This is a genomic window from Streptomyces sp. NBC_01474 (assembly GCF_035918215.1).
Taxonomy (GTDB): domain Bacteria; phylum Actinomycetota; class Actinomycetes; order Streptomycetales; family Streptomycetaceae; genus Streptomyces; species Streptomyces aureus.
The window spans coordinates 5,825,985-5,851,177 of record NZ_CP109449.1 but is presented as its reverse complement, the minus strand read 5'-3'; the positions used below and the strand labels follow the sequence as shown (position 1 = coordinate 5,851,177).

Below are 25,193 nucleotides of genomic sequence, written 5' to 3'. Positions count from 1 at the left end.
GCGGCCTACCGGCCGAAACCGAGGCCCTCCCCCGTCAGGCCGACCCGGATCCCGTCCTTCTCGACCCGCACGTCACTCAGCCGGACGTCGCCCATGCCCGCGCCCGGCAGTTTCGGCAGCCGGAACGCCAGCGAGAGGCGGTCGGCGAGTTCGGGGCGGGTGAGCCGGGTCAGGCCCTGGAGCAGCGCCGGGTCGAGGCCGAACTCCTTCAGGAGCGCCGGGTGCGCGAGCGCCAGGTCGACCAGGTTCAGGGACATCAGCTGGTGCACGAAGCGCGGCGATCCGGTGAGTTCGCTCAGGCGCCGGTCGCTGCGCAGCGCCGCGCGCACGGCCGAGTCGGGCACGCCGAGCCGGTGCACGAGGGACGGCACGGACAGCAGGGCCTTCGCCTTCGCGGTCTCGGTCGCGAGGCGCGCCACGGAGCGGCGGCTCAGGTGCAGGCCCTCGGAAGGACGCGTACCGGGCCGGTACGTGGCGAGGTCGCCGATGTCGAGCCGCATGCCGCCGATGTCGGTGGCGATGCCGGTGTCGCCGATGCGCCGGATCGTGGCGTCGGCGCGCACCTTCAGGTCGTGTCCGGCGACGGGCAGCGTGCCGCGCGCGAGGACCCGGTCGCGGCCCTGGCCGCTGAACGTGACCTGGGAGGCGCCGAGTTCACGGTTCAGGTCGTCGAAGGTGAGCAGGACCTCGCCGGTCATGCCGCCGATGCGGGCGCCGCGCACATCGGTGGGCCCGTCGCCGTCGATGCGTACGTCGCGGATCGTCGCGGAGACCTTGGCGAGGGAGACGCGGCTCGCGGCGACGTCGGGGACGGTGACCCTCACCTCGTCCAGGCGCCGGTCGGCGAGCTGGGTGAGGAACGGGAAGCCCTCGATGTCGACCTCGGGCGCGGCGGTCAGGTGCAGCTGGTCCTTGAGCCGGTCCGCGGCGCGGTGCTCGGCGTAGAGGAGGGCCCAGCGGTCCGCGAGGGTGACGAAGGCGGCGAGGACGAGGATCCCGACGACGGCCTTCGTGGCGAGCGGCAGCCCGGCGAACCGGTTGCGGCGGCGGCTGCCGCGGCGGTGGTTGGGCCTGGCCCAGGGCTGGTCGTCCGGCCCCGCCTCGGGGTCTTCCTCGTGCAGGAACTCGTCGAGCGGATGGTCCGCGAGGGCGCCCAGCTCGTCGTACGGGTTGTGCGGCACGGTGCCCGATGGAACGGATTCCTCCGTGCGTACATCAGACAGTTCGGCGGACTCGGACGTGAACGTGGCTATGCGGTGGGGGGAACGCATCGTGAGATTTCACCACACGTCCCGACCCCACCGCTAAGCATTACTCCCAGTAAGGGACGGTTCAGGTCCCCGACCCGGCCGTGCGATACGTCACTTCACGATCGTGATCCGGTCCGCCTTCGGGGGCGCGATCGGTGACGTGGCCGACGAGTTGGCCGTCAGGTAGTCGTTGAACGCCTTCAGGTCGTCGCTGCCGACCAGCGGGTTCTTGCCCTGGCCGAGCGCCGCGAAGCCGTCGCCCCCGCCCGCGAGGAACGAGTTCATCGCGACGCGGTACGTCGCCGCCGGGTCGATCGCGGCGCCGTTCAGCTTGATGGAGTCGACGACGACCCGGGCCGCGCCCGTCTTCGTCATGTCGAGCGTGTACGTCAGGCCCGCCGACGGCTGGAGGATCTTCGGCGAGGCCTCGTTGGAACCGCTGACCTGCTGCTGGAGCGCGGTGATGACCTGCGCGCCGGTCAGGTCGGCCAGGTTCACGGTGTTGCTGAAGGGCTGCACGGTGAAGCCCTCGCCGTAGGTGACGACGCCGTCGCCCTCGCTGCCGCTCGCCTTGTACACGAGGTCGGAGCGCACGCCGCCGGGATTCATCAGGGCCAGCGAGGTCTTCGGGTCGAGGGTCCTGGCGTGCGCGAGCTGCGCGTCCGCGATCAGATCACCGAGCGGCTCCTCCGGCGAAGCGGCGCCGCGGCCCGGGATGTCCGCTGAGATGTACCCGACGGGCTGATTCGCGACGGGCGCGGCGAGCTTGTTCCAGCGGCCGATGAGCGCGGTCATGTCCGCGGCCTTCGGCTGCGTGCGGCTCACCACGTGGTTGGCCGACTTCACCGACGTACGCACGATGTCCTTGGTGCGGCGGTCGTACGTCAGCGTCGTGTCCGTGTAGAGCTTCCCGTACGAGGACGCCGAAGTGACCATGCGGGGCTTGCCGGACGGGTCGGGGATCGTGCAGACGTACGCGTTGTGCGTGTGTCCGGTGACCAGGGCGTCGACCTTCGGCGAGATGCCCTTCGCGATGTCGACGATCGGGCCCGAGATGCCTGCGCCGCCGCTCGGGGAGTCGCAGTCGTAGTTGTACGAGCCGGAGGCCGGCACGCCGCCCTCGTGGATGAGCGTGACGATCGACTTCACGCCCTGCTCGTCGAGGATCTTGGCGTACTTGTTGACGGTCTCGATCTCGTCGTGGAACTTCAGGCCCTTGACGCCGTCCGCGGAGACGATGTCGGGGGTGCCCTCAAGGGTCACGCCGATGAACCCGATCTTCACGCCGTTGTGCTTCCACACCCAGTAGGGGGCGAGGATCGGCTTGCCGGTCTTCTCGTCCGTCACGTTGGCGGCGAGGTAGGGGTAGTCGGCGCCCTTGAACTTCCTGCCGTCCTCGAAACAGCCGTCCTTGGGGTGGCAGCCGCCGTTCTGCATGCGCGCCAGCTCCGTGGCGCCCTCGTCGAACTCGTGGTTGCCGACGCTCGTGACGTCCAGGTCGAGCTTGTTCATCGCCTCGACGGTGGGCTCGTCGTGGAAGAGCCCCGACAGCAGCGGGCTGGCCCCGATCAGGTCGCCGGCCGCGGCGGTGACGCTGTACGGGTGGCTCTTCCTGGCGGTCCGCAGGGACGTGGCGAGGTACTCGACGCCGCCCGCGTCGACCTTCCTCGTGGTGCCGTCCGGCAGGTTCTCCGTGACCTGGCCCGACGAGCCGGCCGGCGGCTCCAGGTTGCCGTGGAAGTCGTTGAAGGAGAGCAGCTGCACGTCGACCGTGCGGCCGCCCGTGCCCCCGTGGTGCCGGTCCTGCGTGGCGTTCGCGGGCAGCGCCGCGACGAGCGCGCCGACGGTGGCGAACCCGGCCGCCGCGGCGAGTATCCGCGACGCGGCGCGGCGTCTGGTCCTGTGCGGTGTCAGCGGAGTCATGGGTACGTCCCCCTGTGTGGGTGCTGTGAGACGGAAGTGCCTGCGGTGTGTCGTGACCAAGTCGGCAGCCTAGGGTCAACGCGCGTAGCACAACAGGTGTTTGCCGGTTACGAGCTGATTGCCATCACCCGGCAGCAAGCCCGGCGCGGGCACGTCGCCGTACCCTCTTGTCCATGACCAGCGATGCCGTGCCCACCACCCCCGACCGCCAGATCGAGACGCTCACCGCCCTCACTCCCGACCAGGCGGAAGCCGTCCTGGAGATCCTCTCGGACGCCGCCCGCGCCGACGGGCAGCAGGCGGTGTCGGAGCAGGGCAGGCTGCAGTTGCGCGGCGGCCCCCGCGAGGCCGTGCGCCACTTCCTGCTGACCGTCGACGGCAAGCTGATCGGGTACGGCCAGCTGGAGGACACCGACCCGATCGAGGCGCCGGCCGCCGAGCTCGTCGTGCACCCCGCGCACCGCGGGCACGGGCACGGGCGGGCGCTCGGCTCGGCGCTGCTCGGCGCTTCCGGCAAGCGGCTGCGGGTCTGGGCGCACGGCGGCCACTCGGCGGCCCGCCACCTCTCGCAGGTCCTCGGCCTGACCCTGTTCCGCGAACTGCGCCAGATGCGGCGCCCGTTGGCCGAGGGCCCCGCGCTCGCCGAGCCGGTGCTGCCCGAGGGCGTCATCATCCGCACCTTCGTGCCCGGCGAGGACGACGCGGCCTGGCTCGCGGTGAACGCGGCGGCGTTCGCCCACCACCCCGAGCAGGGCGCGCTGACCCAGCGCGACCTGGACGACCGCAAGGCCGAGCCGTGGTTCGACCCGGCCGGCTTCTTCCTCGCCGTCCGGGAGGCCGACGGCGAGGTCATCGGCTTCCACTGGACGAAGGTCCACGCCGAGGAACAGCTCGGCGAGGTGTACGTCGTCGGGGTCGCGCCGGGCAACCAGGGCGGCGGCCTCGGCAAGGCGCTCACCGCGGTGGGCCTGCGGCATCTGGAGAGGTCGGGTCTGCCGACGGCGATGCTCTACGTGGACGCCGACAACAAGCCCGCGGTCACGGTCTACGAGCGCCTCGGCTTCGTCACCCACGAGACGGACCTGATGTACCGCACGGAGTCGTAGTCCGCGGGAGCGGAGAGCGACCGGCCGGCACCCGAGGGGCAGTCGTCACTTGACACTGCCCCTCTCTTGCACCACCCTTTCACTACTTGATTAGTGAAAGGGTGGTGTTGAGGAACGTGGTCGAGTACCGGATCGACCGGCGCAGCGGCGTCGCCACCTACCTCCAGATCGTCCAGCAGACCAAGCAGGCCCTGCGCCTCGGCCTGCTGGAGCCCGGCGACAAGCTGCCCACGGCCCGCGAGGTCGTCGAAGCCACCGCGATCAACCCGAACACCGTGCTCAAGGCGTACCGCGAACTGGAGCGCGAGGGCCTGGTCGAGGCCCGCAGAGGTCTCGGCACCTTCGTCCGCAGGACGCTCGGCGCGGCCCCGGCCGACTCGCCGCTGCGGGCCGAACTCGCGGACTGGGCCCGGCGGGCCCGCGCCGCGGGCCTCGACCGCGAGGACACGGCCGCCCTGTTCGGCGCCGTACTGGACGAAAACTTCCCGAAGGGGGATCAGTGAGTTCCACCAGCACCACCCCGGCCGTCGCCATCGAGGCGACAGGGCTCGACAAGCGCTACGGCCGCCACGGCCAGGCCGCGCTCGACCAGTGCTCCTTCCGTCTGCCCGCCGGGCGGATCAGCGCCCTGGTCGGGCCCAACGGGGCGGGAAAGTCGACCCTCCTCGCGATCGCCGCCGGGCTCCTGCGCCCCACCTCCGGACACCTCACCGTCCTCGGCGGCGCCCCCGGCGCGCACCGCGACCGTGTCGCCTACCTCTCGCAGGACAAGCCGCTGTACCCCCAGCTCTCCATCGCGGACACCCTGCGCATGGGCGCCGAGCTGAACCCGGGCCACTGGGACGCCGCGTACGCCGACCGGATCGTCGAGCAGGGCGACCTCGACCCCAGGGCCCGGGTCCGCTCGCTCTCTGGCGGACAGCGCACCCGCGTCGCGCTCGCCCTCGCGCTCGGCAAGCGCCCCCGGCTGATGCTCCTCGACGAGCCGATGGCGGACCTCGACCCGCTGGCCCGCCACGAGCTGATGGGCACGCTGATGGCGGACGCCGCCGAACACGGCACCACCGTCCTGATGTCGTCGCACATCGTCGCCGAACTGGCGGACGCCTGCGACCACTTGCTGCTCCTGGGCGCCGGCCGCATCCGGCTCGGCGGCGGCATCGACGACCTGACGGCCGCGCACAGCCTGGTCACCGGGCGCGGCACGGCCGCCGACCTCGCCCCGCACACCGTGGTCGAGTCCCGCCCCGCCGGCCGCGGACTGACCGCCCTGATCCGCCGCGACGGACCGCTCGACAGCGCCTGGGAGGCACAGGAGCCGTCCATGGAGGAGCTGATCCTCGCCCATCTGCGCAACCCCGGCGCCCCGGCGCTGATCACCCCGGGCACGACCGCGTCCGCCGTGGCGGTGACGGCATGACCTCCACGACCCCGACGCTTGAGCGCCCCGCCCAGAGCCCCGCCCGGCGCAGCCTGCCCGGCCCCGACGGCCTCGTCTGGACCGTGCTGCGCCTGCACCGCACGGCACTGTGGGTGTGGACCGCCTACGTCGCCATCACCGTCGGCCTGCTCCTGTGGCTGTGGGGCCCCGGCGCGAACGCGGCACAGAAGGCGTTCGACACGTTCGGCTACGCCGGGGCGCAGGACAACGCGTTCCAGGGGTCGGCCCCGGTCGTCCTCGTCGGCGGCTCGTTCGACTCGCTCTTCTACGAGCCGTCCACGCTGATCGGCATCGCCTCGTGCGCCATCGCCGTGTTCGCGGCGGGACCGCTGATCGCGCGCGAACTGGAGCTGGGGACCGCCCAACTGGCGTGGACCCAGTCCGTGTCGCCCGCCCGCTGGCTGGCCGCGAAGCTGGCGGTGCCCGCGGTGCTCGTCACCGTCGGCACGGGCCTGATCGTCGTCCTGTACCGGCTCGTGTGGAACGCGCACAACCACCTGCTCGTGGCGGGCATCGGCCCCCGCTCGTTCTCCTTCTCCATCGGCCCCGCCACCGTCGCGACCGCCCTGTTCGGCCTCGCCGTCGGCGTGCTTGCCGCGCTGGTCCTGAGCCGCACGCTGCCCGCCCTCGTGGCCGCCGGACTCGTGCAGTTCCTGGCCGGCGCGATGCGCGGCAACAACTGGCCGTTCCAGCACTCGCCGTTCTCGCGCCTGCAGCCCGAACTGCCCGTGTACAGCAAGGCGATCACGTCCTCGGGCGCCAAGGTCCCCGACCCCGGCTGCTATCTGAGCCAGAAGTGCCTCGACCGGCACGACATCACCGGCTTCACCCGCACCTACCTCCACTCCCCCGACTACTGGCCCCGCCAGCTCACGGAGACGGGCATCCTGCTCGCCCTGACCGCGCTCGCCGTCGTCGGCGCGTTCCTCGTCCTGCGCAGGTACCAGCCGCGCACGCGCCGGCCGAAGAACACGCACGAGCCGAAGAAGGAGACCGCCGCATGAGCACCGCCACCTTCTCCCCCTCGACCGGGCTGACCTGGACGGTCCTGCGGCTGCACCGGCTCGCCCTGTGGGTGTGGGCCGCGTACGTCGCGCTGACCGGGGCACTGCTGCTGTGGCTGTGGGGACCGGGCAGCTCCGGGTGGCACATCAACGGCAAGTGCGTCGCGGGCGTCATGAACGCCTGCACCGCCACGGGGCCGGGCGCGGGCACGTACACCAACCTGCTCGGGCTCACCACGAGCCTGATCACGATCGTGCCCGCGATCGCCGCCGCCTTCGCGGGCGGGACGCTCATCGGCCGCGAGCTGGAGCGCGGCACGGCCGCCCTCGCCTGGACGCAGTCCGTCTCCCCGGCCCGCTGGCTGGCGGCGAAGCTCGCCGCGCCCGCCGCGTTCCTCGTCGTGGGCACCGGCATCCTCGTGGCGCTGCGCCGCCTGGTCGCCTCGGGGGCGAGCGGCCTTCCCGAGAACCAGTGGTTCACCGACGGCGTCTACGGCTCCCTCGGCACGACCGCCGTCGCGCTCCCGCTGCTCGGTCTGGCCCTCGGCGCGCTGGTGGCGTTCATCGCCCGGCGCGTGATCTCGTCGATCTGTGTCTCGCTGGCCCTCACCGGCATCGTGATCACAGCGCTCGGCGAGATCCGCGGCCACTTCTGGACCACCTCCACCGTCACGGGCGACGTCCACCAGGGCTACCGGGGCTTCACCGGGCTCTTCCTCGACGAGGGCGCGGTCACCGCGAGCGGCGCCCGCATCGCCGACCCCCTGTGCGTCAGTGACAAGAGCTGCCTGGCCCAGCACAACATCACGGGCTTCTACCGCGAATTCCAGCCGGCCTCCCACTTCTGGCCGCTGCAGCTCGTCGAAACCGGCATTCTCCTCGCCCTGACGGCGCTCGCGGTGACGGCGGTCTTCGCCCTCCTGCGCAGGGACCAGCGGATCTAGGGCCTCTCGTCCGGATCATGACGGGCGGATCCGGCCGACGCCGGGCGCCGGGGCGTCCCATGGACGCCCCGGGGACGCCCCGCCATGCCCCGCACGTCATGTCGCCGTAACCAACCATTCAGACGGGCTTGCCACCCTCACAGAATGCAGCCCGCCGCGCCCGACCCCGCCGGGGCCCCGGCGGAGCACTCCCCGAACGGGAGACTCCGTCTCACGCCCGCGCTCTCCGACGCGCCCATCGTGGTCCGGGCGCGGAAGAATGGGTCCATGAGCCAGCAGAACGCCGAGGACCAGGCCTCCGACCGGCAAGCGCAGCCGTCCGTCGGCTCGATAGCCGCGCACCGCCCGCACACGGTCGCGGGCGGTGACTTCGAACCCGAGCTCCCCGAGCTCACCTCCGACATCGACGCCGACCCCGACGAGTTCGAGGACTACAGCGCCGAGCTGCCCCAGGGCCGTTTCCTCGACCGGGAGCGCAGCTGGCTCGCGTTCAACGAGCGCGTACTCGAACTGGCCGAGGACCCCGACACCCCGCTCCTGGAGCGGACGAACTTCCTGGCGATCTTCGCGTCCAACCTGGACGAGTTCTTCATGGTCCGCGTGGCCGGCCTCAAGCGCCGTATCGCGACCGGCGTCGCCACCCGTTCGGCCTCAGGGCTCCAGCCCCGTGAAGTCCTCGAACTGATCTGGAACCGCTCGCGCGAACTCATGGCGCGGCACGCCGCCTGCTACCAGGAGGACGTCGCCCCCGCGCTCGCCGACGAGGGCATCCACGTGGTGCGCTGGGAGGAGCTCACCGACAAGGAGCAGTCCCGGCTCTTCACGCTGTTCAAGCAGCAGATCTTCCCGGTGCTCACGCCGCTGGCCGTGGACCCCGCGCACCCCTTCCCCTACATCTCCGGCCTGTCCCTGAACCTCGCCGTCGTCGTGCGCAACCCGGTCTCCGGGCACCGCCACTTCGCGCGCGTCAAGGTGCCGCCGCTGCTCTCCCGCTTCCTGGAGGCCTCGCCGCAGCGCTACGTCCCCATCGAGGACGTCATCTCCGCGCCCAAGCACCTGGGCGAGCTGTTCCCCGGCATGGAGGTCCTGGAGCACCACATGTTCCGGCTGACCCGGAACGAGGACCTGGAGGTCGAGGAGGACGACGCGGAGAACCTCCTCAAGGCGCTGGAGAAGGAGCTCATGCGGCGCCGCTTCGGGCCGCCGGTACGGCTCGAGGTCGAGGAGACCATCGACCGGTACGTCCTCGACCTCCTCGTGCGCGAGCTGAAGATCAGCGAGTCCGAGGTGTACCCGCTGCCGGGTCCCCTGGACCTCACGGGCCTCTTCGGCATCTCCGGCCTCGACCGGCCCGAGCTGAAGTACCCCAAGTTCATCGCGGGCACCCACCGCGACCTGGCCGAGGTCGAGTCCGCGTCCGCGCCCGACATCTTCGCCGCCCTGCGCGAGCGCGACGTGCTGCTCCACCACCCGTACGACTCGTTCTCCACGTCCGTGCAGGCGTTCCTGGAGCAGGCCGCCTCCGACCCGGACGTCCTCGCCATCAAGCAGACGCTGTACCGGACCTCGGGCGACTCGCCGATCGTCGACGCGCTGATAGACGCCGCGGAATCCGGCAAGCAGGTCCTCGTCCTCGTCGAGATCAAGGCCCGCTTCGACGAGCAGGCCAACATCAAGTGGGCGCGCAAGCTGGAGGAGGCCGGCTGCCATGTCGTGTACGGCCTCGTCGGCCTCAAGACGCACTGCAAGCTGTCGCTCGTCGTGCGCCAGGAGGGCGACACGCTGCGCCGCTACAGCCACGTCGGCACGGGCAACTACCACCCGAAGACGGCCCGCCTCTACGAGGACCTGGGCCTGCTCACCGCCGACTCGCAGGTGGGCGCCGACCTCTCCGACCTCTTCAACCGGCTGTCGGGCTACTCGCGCCGCGAGACGTACCGCCGTCTCCTCGTCGCCCCCAAGTCCCTGCGCGACGGCCTCATCTCGAGGATCAACAACGAGGTCCAGCACCACCGCGCCGGCCGCCCCGCCTACGTCCGCTTCAAGGTCAACTCGATGGTCGACGAGGCCGTCATCGACGCGATGTACCGGGCGGCGCAGGCCGGTGTGCCCGTCGACGTGTGGGTCCGCGGGATCTGCGCCGTGCGACCCGGCGTCGCGGGCCTGTCGGAGAACATCCGCGTACGGTCCGTGCTCGGCCGCTTCCTGGAGCACTCCCGGGTCTTCGCCTTCGGCAACGGCGGCGAGCCCGAGGTCTGGTTCGGCAGCGCGGACATGATGCACCGCAACCTCGACCGCCGCATCGAGGCCCTGGTCCGGGTCTCCGACCCGGCTCACCGCGGCGCCCTGAACCGGCTCCTGGAGACGGGGATGTCCGACACCACCGCCTCCTGGCACCTGGGACCGGACGGCAACTGGGTCCGGCACGCCAAGGACGCGGAGGGCCGGCCCCTGCGGAACGTACAGGAGATGCTCATAGACGCCCGGAGGCGCCGGCGTGGCAAAGCAACACCTTGAGACATCGGGAGCGGAGGGTTCCGCGGGCGAGGCCGTCGCGACCTATCTGCGCGAGCAGGCCACGGAGTTCCTGCGCTCCCTGCGGCAGCACCGCGAGAGCGGTGGCTCCGCGCCCGGGGGAACCGCCGAGGAGGCGGCCGGAGCGGCGCGCGCCCTGCGCCGCTCGGCCCGCCGCGTCAGCGGCACCCTGCACACGTTCCGTCCCCTGCTCGACCCCGAGTGGTCCGACGCGCTGCGCCCCGAACTGGCATGGCTCTCGGGCACGTTGGCGCAGGAGCACGCGTACGCGGGCCGCCTGGAGCGGCTGCTGTCGGCGCTGCACCGGCTCTCCGGCGCCCACGCGGTACCGGCGCAGACCCCCGCGGCTCCCCCCGGGCGGGTGGGCACGGCCCAGCTGTCGCGGACCGAGAACACGGCGTCGGGGAATCTGACCGTGGGCGCGGCAAAGGCGGGCGCCCTGCTCGAACGCCAGCTCACCCTCGCCCGGACCAGAGCCCACTCCACGGCGCTGCAAGCACTCGGCTCGTCCCGCTTCCACGCGGTCGCGGACAACGTCGCCGTACTCGCCAGCGAGGTCCCGCTGCGCGCCACCACGGCCGACCTCGACGCGCTGGCCGCCTCCGCCAGGTCCCGCCTCGCCGAGGCCGTCGCCGCGCTGCCCCTCCACCGGGCGGGCCACCCCTACAACGCGGAGGCCCTCGTCCAGGGCCTCACCGCCGACACGGCACCCCCGTCCCAGGACGCCCCCTGGCACCACGTACGCCTCCTGCTGCGGCTGCACCGCTACGCCCAGGAGGTCGTGCCGTGCGGACCCGGTACCGGTGACGGGCCGGCCGACGCGGAGACCGAGGCGGCCGGCGCGCTGGACCGGCACCGGGACGCCGCCGAGGCCGCGGCCGCCGCCGCCCACGCGGCCCGCACCCCGCGCATCGCCCCGGCGACGGCCTACGCGCTCGGCGTCCTGCACGCCGACCAGCGCCACGACGTGGAAGCGGCCCGTTTCGCGTTCCAGCGGGCCTGGCTGAAGGAGGCGGTCCACACCACATGAGCAGCGGCGACAACGACGTCATCCGCGCCGCCGGCTGTGTCCTGTGGCGCCGCTCCCCGTACGACGACGGCCTCGAAGTCTGCCTCGTGCACCGGCCCAAGTACGACGACTGGTCACACCCCAAGGGCAAGCTGAAGCGCGGCGAGGAGGCCCTCGCGGCCGCGCTGCGCGAGGTCGAGGAGGAGACCGGCTTCCGGTGCGCTCCCGGCGCCCGCCTCCCCACCACCCGCTATGTCGCGGGCGGCCGCCCCAAGCGCGTCGACTACTGGGCCGCCGAGGCGACGGACGGCGGATTCACGCCGAACCGCGAGGTCGACCGTGTCGCCTGGCTCTCCCCGACGGCCGCCCGCCACCGCCTGACCCAGCCCCGGGACAAGTCGCTCGTCGACGCGCTGCTGAGCGCCCTCCACCTGGCATAGTCGCAGCGTGTGCTTGTGTCGTCACAAAACGTCACACAGTACCTCACCGCACCGACCGCCGAGGTTCACCCTCCGTTCACTCATGCCCTTCGGTCGCTTCACCTGTCCTGCCTAATTTCGGCCTTACACGGTGCGAGTCGCTCACACGGGCGAACACCGCACCGCCTACCTGGAACGAACAGACTTCGCACGCCGTCCCGGATCACCGACCGGCGGCTCCTGGAAGGAACATCCGAAAGTGAAGCTTCAGCGCAAGAACCGGCTCCGCGCCCTTTCCCTCGGCGCCATCGCCGTCTCCGGCGCCCTGGCCCTCACGGCGTGCGGCTCGGACGACACGAGTGCCAACGGCGGGTCGAGCAGCGGCCCGACCGCCAAGGCCGGCAGCATCAAGTGCGACGACGCCAAGGGCCAGCTCCTCGCCAACGGTTCCTCCGCGCAGGCCAACGCCATCCAGGCCTGGGTCAAGGCGTACACCGCCGAGTGCAAGGGCGTTCAGATCAACTACAAGCCCGAGGGTTCGGGCGCCGGTGTCACGGCGTTCACCCAGGGCCAGGTCGCCTTCGCCGGCTCGGACTCCGCGCTGAAGCCGGAAGAGGTCGCCGCCTCCAAGAAGGTCTGCTCCGGCGGCCAGGGCATCGACCTCCCGATGGTCGGCGGCCCGATCGCGGTCGGTTACAACGTCCCGGGCGTCGACAACCTGGTCCTGGACGCCAAGACCCTCGCCCAGATCTTCGACGGCAAGATCAGCACCTGGGACGACGCGGCCATCGCCAAGCTGAACCCCAAGGCGAAGCTGCCCAAGACCAAGATCCAGGCGTTCCACCGCTCGGACGAGTCCGGCACCACGGACAACTTCACCAAGTACCTCAAGGCCGCCTCCCCGGCGGACTGGAAGTACTCGGGCGGCAAGGCCTGGCAGGCCAAGGGCGGCCAGTCGGCCCAGGGCTCCTCCGGCCTCGCCCAGCAGGTCAAGCAGACCGCCGGCGCGATCTCCTACTTCGAGCTCTCCTACGCCAAGGACGGCATCAAGACGGTCGACCTCGACACGGGCGCCTCCGCGCCGGTCAAGGCCACCGTCGAGAACGCCACCAAGGCGATCTCCGAGGCCAAGACCGTGGGCACCGGCAAGGACCTCTCGCTCGAGCTGAACTACGCGACGAAGGCCGACGGCGCCTACCCGATCACCCTCGTCACCTACGAGATCGTCTGCGACAAGGGCAACAAGGCCGACACCTTCCCGGCCACCAAGTCCTTCCTCACCTACATCGCGAGCCAGGACGGCCAGGACTCCCTGGCGGCCCTCGGCTACGCGCCGATCCCCTCCGAGATCAACACCAAGGTCCGCGACACCATCGCGAGCCTGAGCTGACCCAGCGTGCGGCCCGTCCCCCATCGGGGGCGGGCCGCACCGTCCGGTGCACCGCCGCCTGGAGCCGCCCGACCGCGGCTCCGCAGACCGGAGAACCCCATGGATATATCCACGAAGACGACTGCTCCACCCGCCCCCACCGATCCGCCGACGCCCTCGCTCGACAAGCGCGGGGCCCGCGGCGCCACCCGCCCCGGTGACCGGATCTTCCTCGGTCTCTCGCGCGGCTCCGGCATCCTGCTTCTGGTGATCATGGCCGCCATCGCGGCCTTCCTCACCTACCGCGCGTCGATGGTGCTGTCCAAGAACGACGGCAACTTCCTCACGACCTTCGAGTGGAACGCCAACGCGACCCCGCCGGTCTTCGGCATCGCGGTCCTCGCCTTCGGCACGATCGTCTCCTCGGTCATCGCCATGGCGATCGCCGTCCCGGTCGCCGTCGGCATCGCGCTGTTCATCACGCACTACGCACCGAAGAAGATCGGCGGCGCGATCGCGTACGTCGTCGACCTGCTCGCCGCCGTACCGTCCATCGTGTACGGCCTGTGGGGCGCCCTCTTCCTGGTGCCACACCTCACCGGCTTCTACAGCTGGCTCGACGACTACTTCGGCTGGACCGGCATCTTCGAGTGGCAGGGCGGCGCCCCGCGCACCCTCCTCGCCGTCGGCATCCTGCTCGCGATCATGATCCTCCCGATCATCACGAACGTCAGCCGTGAGGTCTTCCGGCAGGCGCCCCTGATGCACCAGGAGGCCGCACTCGCGCTCGGCGCCACCCGCTGGGAGGTCATCCGCATGTCGGTGATCCCCTTCGGCCGCTCCGGCGTCATCTCCGCCTCGATGCTCGGCCTCGGCCGCGCGCTCGGCGAGACCATGGCCGTCGCGACGGTCCTCTCCCCCAGCTTCGAGATCAACGCCAGCCTGCTCGACCCGGGCGGCGGCACCTTCGCGCAGAACATCGCCGCGAAGTTCAGCGAGGCCACCGAGCAGGGCCGTGACGCGCTCATCGCCTCCGGTCTGGTCCTGTTCATCATCACGCTGGTCGTGAACGGCGCGGCCCGCGCGATCATCGCCCGCCGCAAGGAGTACTCGGGGGCCAACGCATGAGCAACGCAACGATCACCCCGCCGGCCCCCGGCACCAACTCCCTCAGCGCCGCGCGCCTGCCGCGCTGGTCCCCGTACGCCATCGCCGTCGGCGCCGTCGCGATCGGCTGCGCGATCGGCCTGGGAGCCGGACTCGACAGCCAGATCCAGTGGGGTCTGATCGCCGCGGTCCTGTTCGTGCTCGGCACGTTCGGCATCGCCACCGCAGTCGAGGGCAAGCGCCAGGCCAAGGACCGTGTCGCGACCAGCGTCGTCTGGGTCGCGTTCATCCTCGCCGTGATCCCGCTGGTCTCCCTGATCTGGGAGACCGTCTCGCGCGGCGTGAAAGTCCTGGACGTCTTCTTCCTGACGCACTCGATGGGCGTCGTCACCGACTACGAGCCGGGCGGCGGCATCTACCACGCCATCATCGGCACCCTGGAGCAGGTCGGCCTCGCCACCCTGATCTCCGTGCCGATCGGCCTGCTCACCGCGATCTACCTGGTCGAATACGGCCGGGGCAAGCTCGCGAAGGCGGTCACCTTCTTCGTCGACGTCATGACGGGCATCCCGTCGATCGTCGCGGGCCTGTTCATCCTCAGCTTCTGGATCCTGATCCTCGGCTTCAGCTACTCCGGCTTCGCCGGGTCGATGGCCCTTTCCATCCTGATGATCCCGGTCGTCGTCCGCTCCACCGAGGAAATGCTCAAGCTCGTCCCGAACGAGCTGCGCGAGGCCTCCCTCGCGCTCGGCGTACCGAAGTGGCGCACGATCCTCAAGGTCGTCCTGCCGACGTCGATCGGCGGCATCACGACCGGTGTGATGCTGGCCATCGCCCGTATCGCCGGTGAGACCGCGCCCGTACTGCTGCTGGTCTGGGGCAACCCGCTCATCAACACGGACCCGTTCCAGGGACCCCAGTCCTCGCTGCCGCTGTACATCTACCAGCAGTACCAGAACAGCGGCGGCAGCCCGGCGGCGTACGACCGTGCATGGGCGGCGGCTCTCGTCCTCATCGCCTTCATCATGATCCTCAACCTGGTGGCCCGCGGCATCGCCCGCTGGAAGGCCCCCAAGACCGGCCGCTGACGCGGCATCTGGAAGTGAATTAGTTATGGCCAAGCGAATCGACGTCAGCGGCCTCACCGCGTACTACGGCTCCCACAAGGCGATCGAGGACATCTCGATGACCGTGGAGCCCCGCTCCGTGACGGCCTTCATCGGCCCGTCCGGCTGCGGCAAGTCCACCTTCCTGCGCACCCTGAACCGCATGCACGAGGTCACCCCCGGTGGCCGCGTCGAGGGCAAGGTGCTCCTGGACGACGAGGACCTCTACGGCACCCACGTCGACCCGGTCGCCGTGCGCCGCACGGTCGGCATGGTGTTCCAGCGCCCGAACCCGTTCCCCACCATGTCGATCTTCGACAACGTGGCGGCGGGCCTGCGCCTGAACGGCTCGTACAAGAAGAGCGAGCTCGGCGACGTCGTCGAGAAGTCCCTCAAGGGCGCCAACCTCTGGAACGAGGTCAAGGACCGCCTCAACAAGCCCGGCTCCGGCCTCTCCGGCGGCCAGCAGCAGCGTCTGTGCATCGCCCGCGCCATCGCGGTCGAGCCCCAGGTGCTCCTCATGGACGAGCCCTGCTCGGCCCTCGACCCGATCTCGACCCTCGCCATCGAGGACCTGATCGGCGAGCTCAAGGAGCGCTTCACGATCGTCATCGTGACGCACAACATGCAGCAGGCGGCCCGCGTCTCGGACCGCACGGCGTTCTTCAACCTGTCCGCGGTCGGCCAGCCCGGCAAGCTCGTCGAGATCGACGAGACCGAGCGGATCTTCTCCAACCCGTCGGTCCAGGCCACCGAGGACTACATCTCGGGCCGCTTCGGCTAGACACCACCTGCTCCTTGCGGTGCTGCATGGCGGTGCCACCGCAAGGCAAAGGGCCCGCCCCCTGGCTCCCGGGGGGTGGGCCCTCTTTCGTTCTACGAAGACTGCGTACGAAACGCCGCGGCCGGCATCGTGATACTGCATCAACCCGGGGGACGACCCCCGAACCCCCAGCCGCATCACTTCACCCGCGGTCAGCCGAACGCGAGATTCACGATCCAGTAGCTCCCGGCCGCGACCAACGCCGCGGCCGGCATCGTGATGAACCAGCCGAGGACGATGTTCTTGGCGACGCCCCAGCGGACCGCCTTCACGCGCTTGGTGGCGCCCACGCCCATGATCGCCGAGGTGATGACGTGCGTCGTCGAGATCGGCGCGTGGAACAGGAACGCCGAGCCGAACATGATCGACGCACCGGTCGTCTCGGCCGCGAAACCCTGCGGCGGGTCGAGCTCGATGATCTTGCGCCCGAGGGTCCGCATGATGCGCCAGCCACCCGCGTACGTACCGAGGGACAGCATCAGCGCGCAGACGAGCTTGACCCAGACCGGGATCGGGTCGCTGTAGGTCTCGTGCCCAGAGATGACGAGGGCCATCACCACGACGCCCATCGTCTTCTGCGCGTCCTGCAGACCGTGGCCGAGCGCCATGCCGGCCGCCGACACCGTCTGCGCGATACGGAAGCCGCGCTTGGCCTTGTGCGGGTTGGACCGCCGGAACAGCCACAGGATCGCGCACATGACGAGATAGCCGACGATCAGACCGATCACCGGCGAAGTGAGCATCGGGATGACGATCTTGTCGAGCACGCCTGACCAGTGGACGGCCGTCCCGCCCGCGAGCGCCGCACCGACCATGCCGCCGAACAGCGCGTGCGAGGACGAGGACGGCAGGCCGAAGTACCAGGTGACCAGGTTCCAGATGATCGCGCCGACGAGCGCGGCGAAGAGGATGCCCATCCCCTTGTCGCCCTGCGGCGTGGCGATGATGCCCTCACTCACGGTCTTGGCGACGCCGCTGCCCATGAAGGCACCGGCGAGGTTCATCACCGCGGCCATCGCGAGCGCCGCCCGAGGCGTCAGCGCACGCGTGGAGACCGACGTGGCAATCGCGTTCGCCGAGTCGTGAAAGCCGTTCGTATACGTGAATCCGAGCGCGACGCCAATCGTCACGATCAGTGCGAAGGTGTCCATGAGAAGGCCTCAGGACTCCTTGACGGCGATGGTCTCCACCGTGTTCGCCACGTGCTCGAAGGCATCCGCCGCCTCTTCGAGCACATCCACGATCTGCTTGAGCTTCAGGACCTCTATGGCGTCGTACTTGCCATTGAAGAGTTGCGCGAGCAGCTTGCGGTGGATCTGGTCGGCCTGGTTCTCGAGGCGGTTGACCTCGATCCAGTACTCGGTGAGGTTGTCCATGGTCCGCAGGTTCGGCATGGCTTCGGCCGTCAGCACGGCCGCGCGCGCCAGAACCTCGATCTGCTGCTCCACACCCTTGGGCAGCTCTTCGACCTGGTAGAGGACGACGAGGTCGACGGCCTCCTCCATGAAGTCCATGATGTCGTCGAGGGACGACGCGAGCTTGTAGATGTCCTCGCGGTCGAAGGGCGTGATGAACGAGGAGTTCAGTTGGTGGAAAATCGCGTGGGTGGCGTCGTCACCGGCGTGTTCCGCTGCCCGCATCCGCTCCGCGATCTCGGCCCGGGCGGAGGAATCCGCCCCGAGCAGTTCCATCAGGAGTTTCGAGCCCGTGACGATGTTGTCCGCGGATGCGGCAAACATGTCGTAGAAGCTCGTCTCCCTGGGGGTCAGACGAAAGCGCACGTGGGGTCCTCGGGGTGCTTTGGATTCGGTCAGGCTGATGCTAGGCGCATCATCCGGCCACGGCTAACCGGCAATACCCCAGTGTCGCCCATCAGACACTGTGATCAGCACGGGGTCCCGCGAACCCGTCGGACCCCCTCGGAATTCGGTACCATATACCCAGTAGGGGTATACAACGGGAGGACGCGATGACCACGGAAGCGACCGAGATCGTGACCGACCACGACGGCGAGAACGTGACGGACCACGACCGTGGAATCCACGGGTACCACCACCAGAAGGCCGAGCACCTCAAGCGCCTGCGCCGCATCGAGGGCCAGATCAGGGGCCTGCAGCGCATGGTCGACGAGGACGTCTACTGCATCGACATACTCACGCAGGTCTCCGCTTCCACCAAGGCCCTCCAGTCCTTCGCGCTCCAGCTCCTCGAGGAGCACCTGCGCCACTGCGTCGCCGACGCGGCGGTCAAGGGCGGCGACGAGATCGACGCGAAGGTCGAGGAGGCGACGAAGGCGATCGCACGGATGCTGCGCACCTGAGACGCCCGGGACGCGCACCGCGCGCCCTGCCCCTGTGAGGTACGTGACCCGGAGCCGGGGCGCGCCGGACAGCCGGCCGCGCCCCTCACGGGTTCAGGACTCCCCGGGGTCCTCGTCCCGGGGCCACCGCTCCTCGGCGACCCTCAGCACCTCGTCGATACGGTCCGCACTGAGCCGGTCCTCATCCGCGGCGGACGCCGCGATGATCAATTCACCGCACAGCTCGATCTCGGCGAGGGCGACGTGGTCATGAACCGCCGTGCCGCCCACCGGAGCCACGTTCATCACCTCTTCCAGCCGTAAGCCGTAGCCGTAACCGACTTCCTAGAGTAGGGAGCGGCCTACGCGCTGCGCATGGCACGGACGGACCATTTCCGGACGGCTAATTGTCGGCGATCTTCCCGGCGAAGATGTCCTTTGTGTCGGGAAGTTCGATATTCGCCGAAATCCCGAAGCCGTCGAGAAGAGTGGTGGACGCCACATCGACGACCTCCCTCTTCCCGCCCTTCCCCGCAGCCGTCACCTTCGTATTCACGAAGCTGAACCGGTGGCACACCTTCCTGATCCGGCCCTCGTCGTCGAGGTACACGTCGAACGGCACCTGGTCCTTGGCGAACCCTTTCGCCGCGGCCGCCAGCGACTGCCGGCTGGCCGGGGAGGCGGCACGGGCGGCGGCCGCCATGTCGACGGTCCCGCGGTAGTGCCGGACCTCGGTCCCGGCGAGCTCGCTCTCCCCCACATACGTCACCTTGCGCGCGCCCCGCAGCAGTTCGGCCGCGGCCAGCGGATCCGTGGCGCCGCCCGTGACCAGGTTCCCGTCCGACATCGTGGCCGTGTCGACCCGCACCCACTTGTCGGCGGGCACCCCCGCGCCCCGGTTCTTCATGTACAGGGCGCCGGGCACGAGGAGTTCGGTGATGGGCCGGTGCTCCTCGGCGCCGGAAGGATCCTGCGGAAGCACGACCTTCAGCTGCCCGACACGCGCCCGGTAGTCGTAGACGCCCTCGCCCCTGATCGTGACGCGGGTCCCGCCGCTCGCCATCTCCATGGACGTACGGGCCTTGGAACTGCCCTCCCTGACCAGGCGGTCGGCCGCGTCGTGCACGGCGGCGGCGGACTCGGCCGGGCTCTCGTTGTCCGCCTCGGCGGCGGCCGAACAGCCGGTGGCGAGGCCCATCAGTCCGACCGTCGCGGCCGCCGCGACCGCTCGTGCTGCGCGTCCGTGCTGCACCATCGCCTGTCTGCCCCCAAGCCCTGTCCGAGCGTCCGCGGCCCCGCTGTTGACCGGATAACGACAGTTGCCTGCACCCGTCACGCGTACCGTTGAGCTGTGGCGCAAGAGCAGTCCGAACCCCCCGAGACCCACCGAACGACCACGGCCGAACAAGGCCGCTTCTGCCTGGCCCGCTGCACGTGCGGCTGGCGTGGCCCCTCCCGCAGAGCCCGCTCGAAGGCGAGAACCGACGCCGAGGAGCACACGGCCCGCCCCTGACCCGACCGCCCGGCGTGGAACCCCGCGCTTCCCCGAGACGTCTCGTACCCCGGGAAACAACGGGAGGCGTCCATGGATCGGCGTACGTTCATCGCAGTCGGCGCGGCCACCGTCACGGCAGGCGCGGCCACGGCATGCAGCACCGGCTCGGCGGGGGCCGGCGGGCGGACCACGCCCAGCGCGACGACCAGCGCGCCCGTCCGCGCCACCAGCGCGAGCGCCTCCGCCGCGGCGAACCTCAAGGCACTCGCCAAGGACCTCGACGGCACCCTCGTCACCCCCGGCCAGGCCAAGTGGGCGGCCGCGCGCCAGCTCTACAACACCCGCTTCGACAGCCTGAAGCCGACCGCCGTCGCCTACGTCGCCCACCCCGACGACATCCGCACCACGCTCGCCTACGCGCGGGCCCACCACGTCCCCGTCTCGATCCGCAACGGCGGCCACTCGTACGCGGGCTGGTCGTCCGGCGACGGCCGCCTGATCCTCGACGTGTCCAAGCTCTCCGCGATCAGGGCCTCCGGGAGCGAGGCCGTGGTGGGCGCGGGCGCCAAGCTCATCGACGTGTACCGCGCGCTCGCCGCGAAGGGCGTCACCATACCGGCCGGCTCCTGCCCCACCGTCGGCGTCTCCGGCCTCACCCTCGGCGGCGGCCACGGCGTCGTCTCCCGCGCCTACGGCCTGACCTGCGACAGCCTCACCCAGGCCACGCTGATCACGGCGGACGGCAAGCAGGTCGTCGCGAACAAGAGCGAGAACAAGGACCTGTTCTGGGCCCTGCGCGGCGCGGGCAACGGCAACTTCGGCGTGGTCACCGAGCTCCGCTTCCGCACACACCCCGCCCCGCAGGCCGTCTCCGCGTACATGACCTGGCCCTGGTCGAAGGCCACGGCCGTCCTCAGGGCCTGGCAGGAGTGGGGCCCCTCGCAGCCCGACGAGATCTGGTCGTCCTGCCACATAGCCAACGCGGTGGGTGGCCGGCCGACCATCTCGATCGCCGCGTTCTCCCTCGGCACGTACCGCGAGCTCCAGAACGCCGTCGACCGCCTCGCCGACGGCCCCGGCGGCCCCGGCCCCGCGTCGAACGTCTCCCTCAGGCGGCGCTCCTACGAGGAGTCGATGGAGGTGTACGCGGGCTGCTCGGCGTTCGCCGAGGACGCGATGTGCCATCTGCCGGGCACCACCCCGGGGCGCAGCACGCAGGGGGCGCTGGGGCGCGAGACGTACGCGGCCCGCTCGGACTTCTTCGACCGCTCCCTCTCCTCGGCCGGCATCCGCGCCATGTTCGCCAAGATGGAGAACGTCACCTCGGGCGCCGGCAGCATCGCGCTGACCGCGCTCGGCGGAGCGATCAACCGCGTCGACCCGACCGCCACCGCCTTCGTGCACCGGCGCTCCCGGATGCTCGCGCAGTACATCGTGTCCTGGCGGGCCGGAACGTCCGGCTCCATGGCCCGCGGCTGGCTCGATTCCACCCACGCGGCGATGCGTCCGTACGCGTCGGGGGCGGCGTACCAGAACTACACGGACCCGACGCTGACGGACTGGCGCAAGGCGTACTACGGCGACGCGGCCGCGCGCCTGACGACGGTCAAGAAGCAGTACGACCCGAACCGCTTCTTCACGTTCCCGCAGGCACTCTGAGCCCGCTCCGACGCGCCCCGTCAGGGACGCGGGGAGCTGCGCGACCAGCCCCCACCGGCTCGCACGTACACACGACCGTTCCAGCGGTATGCGACACGAACGGCTCACCCGACACGCCCTCGACTGGCCCAAAGCGCAGCGCAGCGTTATCGCTGGAACCATGAACAAGCCCCGGATACCCCGGATAGCCGCCGTCTTCGCGATCGCCGCCGCCGCGTTCGCCCTGGGCGTCACGACCGCCGCCGTCACGGACGACGGCTCGGACCACCCCGCTGCGGGCTCCCTCGCGGTCACGTCCGGCGCCGTGGCGCTCGCCGGTGCCGCCGGCGGCACCGTCCTCCTGTGCCGACGTGCGGCAGACGAGGCTAAGCGGCCAGATCCCGCTCTTCCGACTCACGAGCCTCAGGAATCTCCACCGTCTCCCGAGCCGACGACGCAGCGCTAGGCGACCACACCAGCCACCGCAGCCGCGTCGTCCGGCCGACAGCGCGCGCCAGCGGGGTGAGCAGCGCGGACGCGAGCGGCGACAGAAGCAGCGCCACCGCCGTGCCGAGGGCGAATCCGCCGACGACGTCCGTCGGGTAGTGCACGCCCATGAAGACCCGGCAGAACCCTTCGAGCACCGCGAGCCCCAGCCCGATCAGCCCGAACTTTCGGTGCGCGACGAAGAGACCGGCGCCGATGGCCATGGCGAGCGTCGCGTGATCGCTGACGAAGGAGAAGTCCGACTTGCCGCTGACCAGGACGTCGAGGCCGTCGTGGTCGGTGAAGGGCCTGGGCCGTTCGACGAAACTGCGGATCGGCACGTTCACCAGGACGGCGATCCCGGCGGCGAGCGGCGCCCACACGACGGAGGCGACGGACGAGGCGGCGTCGTCGAGCGAGTCCCGCTTCCGCACGCCCCACCAGCACCACAGCGTGAGCAGCACGAGCGCGAGCAGCAGCCCGTACTCACCGACGAACGCCATGGTGCTGTCGACCCAGCCGGGGGCGTCCTTCGCCAGGCCGTTGATGTCGTAGAGCAGACCGACGTCGGGGTTGGACCCGGATGCCCCGAGTGCCGAGAGTCCAGCCAGTCCAGCCATCTCGCCGCGGCCCCTTCGTCTTGCTGCTCAGTGGGCGCACACTGTCGTGCGCCGCTCGTCCACCCCCGTGGTCATAGATCCGCGGTCTTCGTCGATCCGCGACCGGCTCAGGAAAAGGAACGCACGGTCCCCTCTCCTTCGTTCCGCAATCCACCGAATGATCACGCAGACGTTATCGAAGAGAGACACGAAGCCGCAGCTCAGGGCAGGGCTCTGACGGAGAGTTCCGGCCACGTCACACTTCGGGGCTTCCGTCCGGACTCTCGCTCGGCACGGCCTTCGCACCATCTTCGGTCACCCGCGTCGCCCCGAAATAGTCGGGTGTGTCGACCGGGTCGAACCGGATCACGGCACCCGGACGCGGCGCGTCGATCATGTAGCCGCCGCCCACATAGATCCCGACGTGCCGGATCGCACGGCTGTCGGCGAGATCGTCCGAGAAGAAGACGAGATCCCCCGGCAGCAGCTCGTCCCGCGCGGGATGCGGCCCGGCGTTGTACTGGTCGTTCGCGACACGTGGCAGCTCGATCCCGACCTCCCGGTACGCGGCGAGCGTCAGCCCCGAGCAGTCGAACCGGCCACCCTGATCGGCAGTCCCGTTCCCGCCCCAGAGGTACTCGGTCCCGAGCTTCTTCTGCGCGTAGTAGATGGCACCCGCCGCCTGCTGCGACGGCTGCACCCGGCCGACCGGCCGGGCGAAGCTCTTCTCCAGGTTCGTGATCGTCTTCACGTAGTTCTGCGTCTCGCGGTACGGCGGCACGCCCCCGTACTTGATGACGGCGTACGCGCCCGCGTTGTACGCGGCGAGCATGTTCTCGGTCTGATTGCCCGGCGCGTCCTTCACGTACTTGGCGAGCGAGCAGTCGTACGAGGCCGCGGACGGAATGGCGTCCTTCGGATCCCAGATGTCCCGGTCCCCGTCCCCGTCCCCGTCGACCCCGTGCGCGGCCCACGTCCCCGGGATGAACTGCGCTATCCCCAGTGCCTTCGCCGGGCTCTTCGCATTCGGGTTGAACCCGCTCTCCTGATACAACTGGGCGGCGAGCAGCGCCGGATTGATCGCGGGGCAGAGGTTCCCCCACTCCTGCACGATCGACTGGTACGCACTGGGCACGGCGCCCTTGGCGAGCCCCACGGCCCCCTTGCCGACCCCGCTCGCAAGACTGCCGGCGGCCATGAACGTACCGACGACGAGCAGCGTCACGAACCCGGTCCCCCCGGCGGCGAGCGCGCCCCCGACGACCCACGCCTTACGCACCGTCAACCGCCCTCCGTCGCAAGGCCATCAGTCTAGATGCGGGCCCGCCGGACGGGGTGGACCATCTCCACACTCGGGAGACTTGGTCCGCGTCTTCGCTGACCACGCCATGACTCTGATCGAACGTGGCGACGTCGCTTGTTTGCCGACCTGGGACGTCGCGCGCTTGTTTGAGCAGGCGACGTACTCGAGTATCGAGGTCACTTGAGGGCTTGCAGTGACGGGTCCGATCGTTCCTGGGGAGGACTTGTGCGAGTGCGGGTCACCTGCTGCGCGATGGCCGTCGGTTTGCTGATGGCGACGGGGTGCGGCATGAAGAGCACAGGCCCTGGCGCAGACGGCGGTGGCAGGCCGCCCTCCGCCACGTCCTCAGCGCCGCGCAGCACCACGCCCCCAGAACCGGATCTCGGCACGCTCCCGATGCCGTCGCACCCGGTGGCTGGGGTGGACGGAACACCGGCCGATGGGCAGACGTTCAACGTCACGCAGGTCAAGAGCGCGCTGCTGCGGCCCGGGGAGATCCATCCGGCCGGGACCACCAAAGCAGAGGCGTACGAGGGCGATATCAACCAGTGGTCGGGGCTGTCGGCAGGCTGGGAGGACTGCGGGACGCAGGTGAACAGCCTGCTCGAGGAACTGCGGGGGTTGCACGGCCCGAGAGCCCAGTACATTGCGCGGCGGCCGATGACCAGCAAGGAAGCGAGCAAGCGGGACGCCAGCCGTACGGCCGTCGGGTTCGAGCGGGTGGCCTCTTTGCCGGACTCGCAGGCCAAGCGCTATCTCGGGCTGCAGTATCAGCTGCACAAGTCCTGCCCCAGCTACGCCAGGGACACCGACGGTGCGCCGGAGGCGGAGTTCCGCGCTGCGGAGCGGCTCACGGGTCTCGGCGACCAGGCGATCCTCACGGCACGCGGGAGGCATACCAACCCGAATGACCCGGCCAACAGCGGCGTGAGCTGGTCGTACACCGTCGAGGTGCGCATCGGCACCGTCATCGTCACCGTCTCCACCCAGGAGGCCGAGGAGAGCAGTCCCGACGGCGTCGTGGCCCTGGCCGCCCGGGCAGCCCAGCGCGTCCGGGACACGCTTTATGCCCAGGCTCCGACACCAACCGCCTCCGGGGGCGCCGGCTGACGGGCAACACCTCGGTGCAACCTCGGGTGCAACGTAGAGCTGCCGAGTGCGGATCGTCTGCGCGGGACACCTGACCTGGCTACTCCCACGGATTCGGAGACGGCCACGGCCGCTTGGATATCCGCGATGGTGACCACGCCGAGCCATAGGCCCGGGGCCGACACCGACCGGGCCCACGCGACGACCGCAGGGGCCTGCCTCGCCCCCCCCCTGCGCATGCGGCTCGG

At 70.3% G+C, this 25,193-nt stretch carries 23 protein-coding genes; 15 read left to right on the top strand and 8 right to left on the bottom strand.

All coding sequences use genetic code 11. The features are described from left to right. Window positions 1-5: 5 nt before the first annotated feature. Window positions 6-1,271, bottom strand: coding sequence for an LmeA family phospholipid-binding protein (locus tag OG758_RS26860; RefSeq protein WP_326712300.1), 1,266 nt, complete (start codon window positions 1,269-1,271; stop codon window positions 6-8). 90 nt (window positions 1,272-1,361) lie between these two features. Further along, window positions 1,362-3,173, bottom strand: a complete 1,812-nt coding sequence (locus tag OG758_RS26855; RefSeq protein WP_326712299.1) for a bifunctional metallophosphatase/5'-nucleotidase — start codon at window positions 3,171-3,173, stop codon at window positions 1,362-1,364. A 173-nt stretch (window positions 3,174-3,346) separates the two neighbouring features. Between OG758_RS26855 and mshD the strand changes: the two genes are divergently transcribed. The 12 genes from mshD to pstB all read left to right on the top strand — a co-directional run bounded on the left by mshD (window position 3,347) and on the right by pstB (window position 15,997). Beyond that, a complete protein-coding gene (gene mshD / locus OG758_RS26850; RefSeq protein WP_326712298.1) occupies window positions 3,347-4,279 on the top strand; it encodes a mycothiol synthase in 933 nt (310 codons plus the stop codon). A 116-nt stretch (window positions 4,280-4,395) separates the two neighbouring features. Then, on the top strand, window positions 4,396-4,782 hold the full coding sequence (locus tag OG758_RS26845; protein WP_372564280.1) for a GntR family transcriptional regulator: 387 nt from the start codon (window positions 4,396-4,398) through the stop codon (window positions 4,780-4,782). Next, window positions 4,779-5,699, top strand: a complete 921-nt coding sequence (locus OG758_RS26840) for an ABC transporter ATP-binding protein (protein ID WP_326712296.1) — start codon at window positions 4,779-4,781, stop codon at window positions 5,697-5,699. Before OG758_RS26845 ends, OG758_RS26840 begins: the two co-directional genes overlap by 4 nt. Beyond that, window positions 5,696-6,724 carry a hypothetical protein gene (locus OG758_RS26835; protein ID WP_326712295.1) on the top strand — a complete coding sequence of 343 codons (1,029 nt, stop codon included), beginning with the start codon at window positions 5,696-5,698 and terminating at the stop codon, window positions 6,722-6,724. The genes OG758_RS26840 and OG758_RS26835 overlap by 4 nt, the downstream gene beginning before the upstream one ends. Beyond that, window positions 6,721-7,668 (top strand): ABC transporter permease, encoded by a 948-nt coding sequence (locus OG758_RS26830; protein ID WP_326712294.1) that lies wholly within the window; start codon window positions 6,721-6,723, stop codon window positions 7,666-7,668. Before OG758_RS26835 ends, OG758_RS26830 begins: the two co-directional genes overlap by 4 nt. A 144-nt stretch (window positions 7,669-7,812) precedes the next feature. Beyond that, window positions 7,813-10,185 carry an RNA degradosome polyphosphate kinase gene (locus OG758_RS26825; protein WP_372564253.1) on the top strand — a complete coding sequence of 791 codons (2,373 nt, stop codon included), beginning with the start codon at window positions 7,813-7,815 and terminating at the stop codon, window positions 10,183-10,185. Further along, window positions 10,166-11,233, top strand: coding sequence for a CHAD domain-containing protein (locus tag OG758_RS26820; RefSeq protein WP_326712292.1), 1,068 nt, complete (start codon window positions 10,166-10,168; stop codon window positions 11,231-11,233). Before OG758_RS26825 ends, OG758_RS26820 begins: the two co-directional genes overlap by 20 nt. After that, the gene (locus OG758_RS26815) at window positions 11,230-11,652 is read left to right on the top strand and encodes an NUDIX hydrolase (RefSeq protein ID WP_326712291.1); all 423 of its coding nucleotides are present in this window, start codon (window positions 11,230-11,232) and stop codon (window positions 11,650-11,652) included. Before OG758_RS26820 ends, OG758_RS26815 begins: the two co-directional genes overlap by 4 nt. A 238-nt stretch (window positions 11,653-11,890) precedes the next feature. Next, window positions 11,891-13,021 carry a phosphate ABC transporter substrate-binding protein PstS gene (gene pstS, locus OG758_RS26810; RefSeq protein ID WP_326712290.1) on the top strand — a complete coding sequence of 377 codons (1,131 nt, stop codon included), beginning with the start codon at window positions 11,891-11,893 and terminating at the stop codon, window positions 13,019-13,021. A 99-nt stretch (window positions 13,022-13,120) separates the two neighbouring features. Beyond that, on the top strand, window positions 13,121-14,128 hold the full coding sequence (gene pstC / locus OG758_RS26805) for a phosphate ABC transporter permease subunit PstC (protein WP_326712289.1): 1,008 nt from the start codon (window positions 13,121-13,123) through the stop codon (window positions 14,126-14,128). After that, complete coding sequence (gene pstA / locus OG758_RS26800; protein ID WP_326712288.1) at window positions 14,125-15,195, top strand: phosphate ABC transporter permease PstA; 1,071 nt, start codon at window positions 14,125-14,127, stop codon at window positions 15,193-15,195. The genes pstC and pstA overlap by 4 nt, the downstream gene beginning before the upstream one ends. A gap of 25 nt (window positions 15,196-15,220) precedes the next feature. Then, window positions 15,221-15,997 (top strand): phosphate ABC transporter ATP-binding protein PstB, encoded by a 777-nt coding sequence (gene pstB / locus OG758_RS26795; protein WP_100595598.1) that lies wholly within the window; start codon window positions 15,221-15,223, stop codon window positions 15,995-15,997. Between the two features lie 191 nt (window positions 15,998-16,188). Here pstB and OG758_RS26790 read toward each other — a convergent pair whose 3' ends face one another. Continuing rightward, on the bottom strand, window positions 16,189-17,187 hold the full coding sequence (locus OG758_RS26790; protein ID WP_326712287.1) for an inorganic phosphate transporter: 999 nt from the start codon (window positions 17,185-17,187) through the stop codon (window positions 16,189-16,191). Window positions 17,188-17,196: 9 nt separating this feature from the next. After that, on the bottom strand, window positions 17,197-17,817 hold the full coding sequence (locus tag OG758_RS26785) for a DUF47 domain-containing protein (RefSeq protein ID WP_326712286.1): 621 nt from the start codon (window positions 17,815-17,817) through the stop codon (window positions 17,197-17,199). 188 nt (window positions 17,818-18,005) lie between these two features. Between OG758_RS26785 and OG758_RS26780 the strand changes: the two genes are divergently transcribed. Next, window positions 18,006-18,356 (top strand): metal-sensitive transcriptional regulator, encoded by a 351-nt coding sequence (locus OG758_RS26780; protein WP_266562661.1) that lies wholly within the window; start codon window positions 18,006-18,008, stop codon window positions 18,354-18,356. 93 nt (window positions 18,357-18,449) lie between these two features. Here the strand turns inward: OG758_RS26780 and OG758_RS26775 are convergent, their stop codons facing one another. Both OG758_RS26775 and OG758_RS26770 read right to left on the bottom strand, forming a co-directional pair. After that, window positions 18,450-18,641: a hypothetical protein gene (locus tag OG758_RS26775; protein ID WP_326712285.1), complete on the bottom strand. Its 192-nt coding sequence runs from the start codon at window positions 18,639-18,641 to the stop codon at window positions 18,450-18,452. 97 nt (window positions 18,642-18,738) lie between these two features. Then, window positions 18,739-19,590, bottom strand: coding sequence for a hypothetical protein (locus tag OG758_RS26770; RefSeq protein ID WP_326712284.1), 852 nt, complete (start codon window positions 19,588-19,590; stop codon window positions 18,739-18,741). Window positions 19,591-19,920: 330 nt separating this feature from the next. Here OG758_RS26770 and OG758_RS26765 point away from each other — a divergent pair, with 330 nt between their 5' ends. Continuing rightward, window positions 19,921-21,489: an FAD-binding oxidoreductase gene (locus OG758_RS26765; RefSeq protein WP_326712283.1), complete on the top strand. Its 1,569-nt coding sequence runs from the start codon at window positions 19,921-19,923 to the stop codon at window positions 21,487-21,489. Between the two features lie 365 nt (window positions 21,490-21,854). On the opposite strand, the gene OG758_RS26760 is transcribed toward OG758_RS26765, so the two are convergent. Both OG758_RS26760 and OG758_RS26755 read right to left on the bottom strand, forming a co-directional pair. Further along, complete coding sequence (locus OG758_RS26760) at window positions 21,855-22,574, bottom strand: phosphatase PAP2 family protein (protein WP_326712282.1); 720 nt, start codon at window positions 22,572-22,574, stop codon at window positions 21,855-21,857. A gap of 235 nt (window positions 22,575-22,809) precedes the next feature. Beyond that, window positions 22,810-23,832, bottom strand: a complete 1,023-nt coding sequence (locus OG758_RS26755) for a C40 family peptidase (RefSeq protein ID WP_326716039.1) — start codon at window positions 23,830-23,832, stop codon at window positions 22,810-22,812. Between the two features lie 435 nt (window positions 23,833-24,267). Between OG758_RS26755 and OG758_RS26750 the strand changes: the two genes are divergently transcribed. Next, window positions 24,268-24,966: a hypothetical protein gene (locus tag OG758_RS26750; protein WP_326712281.1), complete on the top strand. Its 699-nt coding sequence runs from the start codon at window positions 24,268-24,270 to the stop codon at window positions 24,964-24,966. Window positions 24,967-25,193 lie beyond the last annotated feature (227 nt).